Source organism: Nocardioides psychrotolerans (assembly GCF_943371775.1).
GTDB lineage: Bacteria > Actinomycetota > Actinomycetes > Propionibacteriales > Nocardioidaceae > Nocardioides > Nocardioides psychrotolerans_A.
Genome location: NZ_CALRWD010000136.1, coordinates 1 through 4787, shown reverse-complemented (window position 1 = coordinate 4787; position 4787 = coordinate 1). Strand labels below are relative to the sequence as shown.

The following is a 4787-nucleotide window of genomic DNA, read 5'->3' as shown; positions in this document are numbered from 1 at the left end:
TTCGACCTCCAAGCTGCCCTGGAACGTCGAAAACGTCCCGCACTTTCCGGGCCAGGCCTCAGCCCTCAGCCCTCGGTCATCGGCACCCGCACACCCCGCTCGGCAGCGACCTCGGAGGCGCGGTCGTAGCCGGCGTCGACGTGACGGATGACGCCCATGCCGGGGTCGTTGGTGAGGACCCGCTCGATCTTCTCCGCGGCGAGCGCGGTGCCGTCGGCGACGCACACCTGACCGGCATGGATGGAGCGGCCCATGCCGACGCCGCCGCCGTGGTGGATCGAGACCCAGGTGGCGCCGGAGGCGGTGTTGACCAGCGCGTTGAGCAGCGCCCAGTCGGCGATCGCGTCGGAGCCGTCGAGCATCGCCTCGGTCTCGCGGTAGGGCGAGGCGACCGAGCCGCAGTCGAGGTGGTCGCGGCCGATGACGATCGGCGCCTTGAGCTCACCGGAGGCGACCATCTCGTTGAACTTCAGCCCCGCGAGGTGGCGCTCGCCGTAGCCCAGCCAGCAGATCCGCGCCGGCAGCCCCTGGAACTGCACCTTCTCCTGCGCCATGGTGATCCACTTCCGCAGGCGCTCGTTGTCGGGGAACAGCTCGAGGATCGCCCGGTCGGTCGCCGCGATGTCGGCCGGGTCGCCCGAGAGCGCGGCCCACCGGAAGGGGCCCTTGCCCTCGCAGAACAGCGGACGGATGTAGGCCGGCACGAAGCCCGGGAAGTCGAAGGCCCGGTCGTAGCCGCCCTTGCGCGCCTCGTCGCGGATCGAGTTGCCGTAGTCGAAGACCTCGGCACCCCGGTCCTGGAAGTCGACCATCGCGCGCACGTGGGTCGCCATCGACTCCCGCGCGCGCTTGGTGAAGCCGACCGGGTCGGCCTCGCGCTCACGCGCCCAGTCGTCGTACGACGTGTCGGCCGGCAGGTAGTAGAGCGGGTCGTGGGCCGAGGTCTGGTCCGTCACGATGTCGATCGGGGCCCCTGACTCCAGCAGCTCGGGCAGCATCACCGCGGCGTTGCCGAGCACCCCGATCGACAGGGGCGTGCGCGCGTCGCGGGCAGCCACCGCCATCGACACGGCCTCGGCCAACGACGACGCCTGGACGTCGAGGTAGCGGTGCTCGATGCGCCGCTCGATCCGCGCGGGGTCGCACTCGATGCAGATCACCACGCCGTCGTTCATCGTGACGGCGAGCGGCTGCGCGCCTCCCATGCCACCGAGCCCGGCGGTCACGGTGATCGTGCCGGCCAAGGTGCCACCGAACCGCTTGTCGGCCACGGCCGCGAACGTCTCGAACGTGCCCTGGAGGATCCCCTGGGTGCCGATGTAGATCCATGAGCCGGCCGTCATCTGGCCGTACATCGTCAGCCCGAGGTCCTCCAGCCGACGGAACTCCTCCCAGTTGGCCCAGTCGCCCACCAGGTTGGAGTTGGCGATCAGCACCCGCGGCGCCCACTCGTGCGTGCGCATCACGCCGACCGGCTTGCCGGACTGCACGAGCATCGTCTCGTCGGGCTCCAGGTCGCGCAGGGTGCGCACGAGCGCGTCGTAGGCCTCCCAGCTGCGCGCCGCCTTGCCGGTGCCGCCGTAGACCACGAGGTCCTCGGGACGCTCGGCGTTGTCGGGGTCGAGGTTGTTCATCAGCATCCGCAGCGGCGCCTCGGTCTGCCACGACTTGGCGGTCAGCTCGGTGCCGCGCGCGGCACGGACGGGCAGGCGGGGGTTGGGGTTCATCGCAGCGCTCCGATCACTTCTTCGACGACACGGACAACGGCCCCGGAGCGCACGAGCTCCACGGCAGCCTCGATCTCGGGCGAGAGGTGCCGGTCGGGACCGGGCCCCTGGACACCCCCCTCACGCAGGAGTCGTACGACGGCACTCGTCGCCGGCGACGCCACGAGCGGTGCGCGCAGGTCGAGCGCGCGGGCCGCCGTCATGACCTCGATGGCCACGACGCGGGTGAGCCCGTCCACGGCGCGCCGCAGCTTGCGGGCGGCCGACCACCCCATCGACACGTGGTCCTCCTGCATGGCGCTGGAGGGGATCGAGTCCACCGATGCCGGCACCGCGAGGCGCTTGAGCTCGGAGACGATCGCGGCCTGCGTGTATTGCGCGATCATCAGCCCGCTGTCGACACCGGGGTCGTGGGCGAGGAAGGGCGGCAGCCCGTGGTTGCGCGCCTTGTCGAGGAAGCGGTCGGTGCGCCGCTCGCTGATCGAGGCCACGTCGGCGGTGACGATCGCGAGGAAGTCGAGCACGTAGGCCACGGGCGCCCCGTGGAAGTTGCCGTTGCTCTCCACCCGGTCGCCGATCACGACGGGGTTGTCCACGGCCGAGGCCAGCTCGCGGCCGGCCACGAGCGCCGCGTGCTCGAGCGTGTCGCGGGCCCCGCCGTGCACCTGGGGCGAGCAGCGCAGGGAGTAGGCGTCCTGCACGCGGTTGCAGTCCGGGCCGCGGTGGGAGGCCACGATGCCCGAGTCGGCCAGCAGCGCGACCAGGTTGGCGGCCGAGGCGGCCTGCCCGGGGTGCGGCCGGATCGCCTGGAGGTCGGCGGCGAAGACGCGGTCGGTGCCCAGCTGGCCCTCGACCGACATCGCGGCCGCGACGTCCGCCGTCCGCAGCAGGACGCGCAGGTCGTGGATCGCGAGCGCCAGCATGCCGAGCATCCCGTCGGTGCCGTTGATGAGCGCGAGGCCCTCCTTGGCCACCAGCTCGACCGGCGTCAACCCGGCCGCGGCGAGCGCCTCGGCTGCGGACACCAGCGACCCCGACGCGTCGCGCACGGAGCCCTCGCCCATCAACGCCAGCGCACAGTGCGCGAGCGGCGCGAGGTCGCCCGAGCAGCCGAGCGAGCCGTACTCGTGGACCACGGGCGTGATGTCGTGCGTCAGCAAGGCGGCGAGCAGCTCCGCCGTCTCCGGGCGCACGCCGGTGTGCCCGGTCGCGAGCGTCGAGAGCCGCAGCAGCATCAGCCCCCGCACGACCTCCCGCTCGACCTCGGGGCCGGAGCCGGCCGCGTGGGAGCGCACCAACGAGCGCTGGAGCTGGGCGCGCATCTCCGAGGGGATGTGCCGGGTCGCCAACGCCCCGAAGCCGGTCGAGATCCCGTAGGCGGGCGTCGGTGCCGCGGCGAGGACGTCGACGACCGAGCGGGCCCTCGCGAGCGCGGTCAGGGCGTCCGGACCGAGCCGCACGGCGGCCCCGTCCCGGGCGACCGCCACGACATCCGCAACCGACAGAGGACCGACGTCCACGAGCACTTCAGCAGGCATGTCGTCATCCTTCGCCGCGACGACCTGCGACGACAGAGGCGCCGCTCCGCAACAGTCTCAGATCCGAGATATGAGACCGGGATACCTGCACAGGTATGAATGTGATTCTGATGGGGTACTGAGGAGCTGGGCTCGAACGCCCAGCACGACAGCGACTCCATTCTCGGGCTTGGGGGGCGCAGATCTTTTCACCACACCCGAGGAGTGCTCCATGCGACACCAGATCCGATTCGGCGCCATCGTCGCCAGTGCGACCCTCGCCCTCACCGGCCTGGCCACCGCCTCCCCAGCCACGGCTGTCGTCGGCGCACCCGACAACGCCCGGGCCATCGTCAAGACCGGCTTCGCCCTCAACGCGACCGGCTTCGGCACCCTCGTCACCGGCGGTTCCGTCCCGGCGAGCTCCGACAACACCGCCTACACCGCGATCGGCTGCACGGTCCGCGCCGGCGTGACGCGCAGCAACTACGAGGCCCAGGTGCGCGTGCCCGGCCTCGGCACCGTCCGCGGCGTCCGCACGAAGGTCTGGACGGAGAAGAAGGGCCCCGTCGTCTCGTCCTACTCCACCCACTCCATCGCCGAGGTCGTCCTCGCCGACAGCCCGCTGGGCAGCCTGTCCATCGAGGGCGTGCGCTCCATGTCGCGGGCCTTCCACACGGGCACGTCGTTCAAGACCGAGACCGACACCAGCGTCGCCAAGATCCTCTTCACCCCCCCGGGCGGCGGCCAGCCCCAGGAGCTCGAGATCCCGACCCCCGGTCAGCCGCTGGAGATCCCCGGCCTGGCCCGGATCACCATCGGCAACGAGGTGAGCGCGAAGATCATCGACGGCGTGCGCGCCACGGCCGATGCCATCAACATCAGGGTCTTCCCCACGGACACCCTGACAAAGGTCGCCCACACCGCGACCAAGATCCAGAAGGGTGCGCCGTTCGGCACCTTCCGCGGCTACTCCGCCGGCACCCGCGCCCGCGGGCTCGGCGAGACCGTGAAGTCCGGTCGCACGCCCCTGTCGCTGATGCCCTGCAAGGGCACCAACGGCAAGGAGCTCACCAAGGCTGCGGCTCGCGTCGACCTGGGCGGCCAGATCATCGTCCGCGGCGTCGACACCAACCAGAAGGCCCGCCAGGCCAAGGGCATCGGCACGGGCTACGAGCTCGCCAACATCGCCAAGGTCAACCTCGGTGACGGCGCGCTGGTCATCAACGCGATCGTCGCCAAGGCCAACGTGACCCGCAAGGGCGACGGCCTGGTCCGCAACGCCAACGGCACGACGGTCGGCTCGATCGTCGTCAACGGCGAGGCCACCAGCTTCCCCGACAGCGGTGTCATCGAGATCCCGGGCCTGGTCAAGATCCAGCAGAAGATCGTGCGCAAGATCAAGAACGGCATCTCGGTCATCGCGCTGCGCCTGACGCTGCTCGACGGCTCCGGCGCCGTGGTCGACCTCGGCATGGCCGAGCTGCAGGTCCGCAAGGGCTGACCCTCCCTGGGGCCATGGGGTGGGGGGGGGGGGGGGGGG

3 protein-coding genes are annotated in these 4787 nt (G+C 71.3%); 1 reads left to right on the top strand and 2 read right to left on the bottom strand.

The genetic code is table 11. From position 1 onward, the window contains the following. Positions 1-65: 65 nt before the first annotated feature. Positions 66-1727 carry a urocanate hydratase gene (gene hutU / locus AAG827_RS21945; protein ID WP_341928336.1) on the bottom strand — a complete coding sequence of 554 codons (1662 nt, stop codon included), beginning with the start codon at positions 1725-1727 and terminating at the stop codon, positions 66-68. Then, positions 1724-3265 (bottom strand): histidine ammonia-lyase, encoded by a 1542-nt coding sequence (gene hutH / locus AAG827_RS21940; RefSeq protein WP_341928335.1) that lies wholly within the window; start codon positions 3263-3265, stop codon positions 1724-1726. The genes hutU and hutH overlap by 4 nt, the downstream gene beginning before the upstream one ends. Positions 3266-3476: 211 nt before the next feature. Here hutH and AAG827_RS21935 point away from each other — a divergent pair, with 211 nt between their 5' ends. Continuing rightward, positions 3477-4748, top strand: coding sequence for a choice-of-anchor P family protein (locus AAG827_RS21935; RefSeq protein WP_341928334.1), 1272 nt, complete (start codon positions 3477-3479; stop codon positions 4746-4748). Positions 4749-4787 lie beyond the last annotated feature (39 nt).

Bases quoted from the DNA above. Each gene is read 5' to 3' on its own strand.
- hutU (WP_341928336.1), bottom strand. From the start codon at position 1,727: ATGAACCCCAACCCCCGCCTGCCCGTCCGTGCCGCGCGCGGCACCGAG.
- hutH (WP_341928335.1), bottom strand. From the start codon at position 3,265: ATGCCTGCTGAAGTGCTCGTGGACGTCGGTCCTCTGTCGGTTGCGGAT.
- AAG827_RS21935 (WP_341928334.1), top strand. From the start codon at position 3,477: ATGCGACACCAGATCCGATTCGGCGCCATCGTCGCCAGTGCGACCCTC.